This window comes from uncultured Caballeronia sp. (genome assembly GCF_964243625.1).
Classification (GTDB): domain Bacteria; phylum Pseudomonadota; class Gammaproteobacteria; order Burkholderiales; family Burkholderiaceae; genus Caballeronia.
The window spans coordinates 1-3611 of the sequence record NZ_CAXTGZ010000612.1; the positions used below are offsets into that span (position 1 = coordinate 1).

General features: G+C 54.5%; 3 protein-coding genes. All 3 read right to left on the bottom strand.

Annotated features, from left to right (window positions below):
* Window positions 1–252: 252 nt before the first annotated feature.
* The 3 genes from maiA to hmgA are packed head-to-tail and all read right to left on the bottom strand — an operon-like array spanning window position 253 to window position 3529.
* Window positions 253–921, bottom strand: coding sequence for a maleylacetoacetate isomerase (maiA, locus tag ACFFAR_RS27970; RefSeq protein ID WP_375508887.1), 669 nt, complete (start codon window positions 919–921; stop codon window positions 253–255).
* Window positions 918–2225, bottom strand: coding sequence for a fumarylacetoacetase (gene fahA / locus ACFFAR_RS27975; RefSeq protein WP_375508888.1), 1308 nt, complete (start codon window positions 2223–2225; stop codon window positions 918–920). The genes maiA and fahA overlap by 4 nt, the downstream gene beginning before the upstream one ends.
* Window positions 2225–3529, bottom strand: a complete 1305-nt coding sequence (gene hmgA / locus ACFFAR_RS27980; protein ID WP_375508889.1) for a homogentisate 1,2-dioxygenase — start codon at window positions 3527–3529, stop codon at window positions 2225–2227. The genes fahA and hmgA overlap by 1 nt, the downstream gene beginning before the upstream one ends.
* Between the last annotated feature and the right edge of the window lie 82 nt (window positions 3530–3611).

Sequence of the window (3611 nt, forward strand, 5' to 3'; positions counted from 1 at the left end):
TTTGCATACGCCCCAGATGTCGCGCGGCGAGCACTCGATGCGTCTCGAAGCCGGCAAAAAGCGATACTTCTTCGCAAGCGCGCCATCGTTCGAAGACCGATTACGCGCTTCCAATGGCCCCTTACCGGACCGTTTCCCGATGCGGCGTTCACCGGTGAGTGACGGTTGACGGAACAAACAGGTCTGCCTCTAGGTGCTGCTAGGTGAAACAGCCCTTTATGCAACCTCATATTACAACCTCAGGACTAGCGATTAGATACCCGCATCCGGTTGCACGGACGGCTCTGCCGAGATAAAAGCATCCAGGCCCATCGCGTAGTCGGCAAGCCGCAATATCGTTGGATAACTGTTTAGCGGAACGTTGAACCTCCGTGCGTTCCAGACCTGCGGGACAAGGCAAAGATCGGCGACCGTCGGACTGTCGCCGTAAACTAGCTTGCCAACGCGGCTGTCACCCGATAATCTCGACTCTAGCGTCGCGAAACCGGCACTGATCCAATGCTGATACCAGGCATCTTTTTGGTCCGCCGTTACACCTACCCTATCGTTCAAGTACTTGAGGACACGGAGATTATTCAATGGGTGAATTTCGCAAGCGAGCTGCAGCGCGATTGATCTCACATGCGCCCGGTCCAGCGCCGCACGTGGGAGCAGCGGTGGCTCGGGATAGGTTTCCTCCAGATACTCGATAATCGCGAGCGACTGGGTCATCACGCTCGGCTCGCCATTGACTGCCAGCGTGAGCGCTGGAACCAGCGCGTCCAGATTGAGCGCACGATATTTTGCATGCAGTTGCTCGCCACCTGCGCGCACCAAATGCACCGGGGCCTGATCGACAGGAATTGCTTTTAACGCGAGGGCAATCCGAACTCTATACGATGCGGAACTTCGGAAATAACTGTGTAGGGTAAGGTTGCTCATCCTCGGCCCACTGCCGGAACGATCTTACCCAAACAAGACCCGAAACCAACGCGATAGCCGTGCCCCTGACACCAACCGCGCAGGCCGACTTCGTCGCCGTCCTCGAGAAAGGTGCGCTGCTCACCCGACACGAGCGTCAGAGGACGCTGGCCGTTCCAGGTCAATTCAAGGAGCGAACCATAAGAATCTGGCGTCGGCCCACTAATAGTGCCGGAGCCCATCAAGTCTCCAACGCGTACATTGCATCCCGACGACGTGTGATGAGTGAGTTGCTGCGCCATCGTCCAATACATGTGTCTGAAATTGGTGCGCGTTATCGTGTCGGCCTCGCTATCCTCGGCGCCGCGCAGATCGACTTCAAGACGGATATCAAACCCATGCTGGCCGATATGGTGAAGATAGCTTAAAGGTTCTGGTAGCTGGGCCGGCTGGTTACATCTGAATGGTTCTAAAGCGTCAAGCGTTACAATCCACGGCGAAATCGTAGTGGCGAATCCTTTTGAATTAAATGGCCCAAGTGGCACGTACTCCCATTGCTGAATGTCCCGCGCACTCCAGTCATTGAGCAGCACCATGCCAAAGATGTGATTCTCCGCGTGTTCACATTGGATTGGTTCACCGAGCGTGGTATTGGATCCAACGATAAATCCGACTTCTAATTCGATATCGAGTTTCTGAGACGATGCATAGACAGGTCGGTCGCTGTCTGGTCGCTTAATTTGCCCCTGTGGTCGGTTGATCGGCGTGCCGCTGACCACGACTGATGAAGCGCGTCCGTTGTAACCAATCGGAATTTCGAGCCAATTTGGTAGTAGCGCGTTCTTCGGATCGCGGAACATCAACCCGACATTGGTCGCGTGCTCTTTCGAGGAGTAAAAGTCGGTGTAGCCCGGGATATCGACAGGTAAATACAAACGCGCGTCAGACTGAGCAATCAACGATATATCTCTCAACTTCGGATCATCGCGCAGTGTAGAGTTGTCACGGTCGAACAGCGTTGACAACCGAATTCGTAAGTCTCGCCACTGCAATTGCCCAAGGAGGATGAAATCGTTAAGCGTTGAACAAGCGAACACTTCACGCGCTTGTGGGAGGAGGCCATGATCTGCCAATACAGTAAGATCGACAATCGCGTCGCCAAGCGCAACACCGACTCGCGCAAGCGGATTGCTGTTATCGCTAAAAATTCCAAACGGCAAGTTTTGAATCGGGAAGTCGCAACTAGGGTCATTCGCCGACGCAACCCAGCTCTGGCGACGTGGATTAATGGTCGCGTTCAAATCCATCTTATCGATTTCGCTCATTATTCAATCGTCCGTTGAAAACTCTTTTCCAAGCCCTGCCAACACTCAAAATACAACGCCTGCAGCTGCGACGTTTCCAGCGCATAAGCCGTCGGTTTGATGACCCGCGGCGTCTCGAACATGAAAGCCATGGTTTTGTCGACTCGCTGAGGTTTTGTCGTATCGCTGTCAGACGCTTTGCGGAACGTCTCAGCATCAGGCCCGTGCCCGGACATACAATTATGCAGGCTACAACCTCCCGGCAAAAATCCTTCTTCCTTCGCGTCATATACACCGTGTACGAGTCCCATGAACTCGCTCGCTATGTTGCGATGAAACCACGGCGGTCGGAAGGTATCCTCAGCGACTAACCAGCGGGGCGGAAAGACCACGAAATCAAGTGAATGGACACCCGGCGTATCGCTTGGTGACTGCAAAACCAGAAAAATCGAAGGGTCGGGATGATCATAGCTGATTGACCCCATTGCGTTAAAGTTCCGCAGATCGTACTTATACGGCGCATAGTTGCCGTGCCATGCAACAACATCAAGCGGCGAATGACCAATATCAGCTCGCCATAGCTTGCCGTCGAACTTTGCCACGAGTTCGTATTTGCCTTCGCGATCCTCGAACGCCGCTATAGGGGTCAGAAAATCGCGCGGATTCGCGAGGCCATTTGAACCTATCGGCCCAAGGTCCGGCAGTTCGAGCAGCGCGCCGAAATTTTCACAGACATAACCGCGTGCACACCCGTCCGGCAAACGAACTATGAAGCGCACTCCGCGCGGGATGACGGCTATCTCGAGTGGCTCCACGTCTAGCACACCCAATTCCGTAGCGATCGTGAGGCGACCTTCCTGAGGCACAATTAATAGCTCACCGTCGGCCGAATAGAAAAACCTGTCGCGCATCGACTCATTTGTTGCGAACAGATGAATCGCGCATCCGCTCATTGATGCAGCTGAGCCATTTCCGGCCATCGTTATCAACGAATCGACAAAGTCGACTGCCTCCTCCGGCATTGGCAACGGGTCCCAACGAAGCTGGTTCGGAGGCGTAGTGGGCACTGCTGAAAAGTCGCTGACTAGACGCTCGTTTGCGATAAGCGCAAAGGGCTTGTGAACGGCTGCCGGGCGAATCCGATAGAGCCATGAACGACGGTTATGAGCGCGAGGCGCTGTGAACGCCGTGCCCGACAATTGCTCCGCGTACAACCCTCGTGCGACTCGTTGCGGCGAATTGCGACCGACAGGCAGTACCCCCGCCATCGCTTCCGTTGCGAACTCGTTGCCAAACCCGGACTGATATCGTCCACAAGCTGCCATCGTTAGTCCGTATATTGCTTCAGACACGCCCGCCTCCATTCAAAAAACAGCCTTGTGCTAATGACAGTCTTCGACCAGCCTT

Coding starts and splice junctions, on each gene's coding strand:
- hmgA (WP_375508889.1), bottom strand. CDS start 3,529: ATGGCAGCTTGTGGACGATATCAGTCCGGGTTTGGCAACGAGTTCGCA.
- maiA (WP_375508887.1), bottom strand. CDS start 921: ATGAGCAACCTTACCCTACACAGTTATTTCCGAAGTTCCGCATCGTAT.
- fahA (WP_375508888.1), bottom strand. CDS start 2,225: ATGAGCGAAATCGATAAGATGGATTTGAACGCGACCATTAATCCACGT.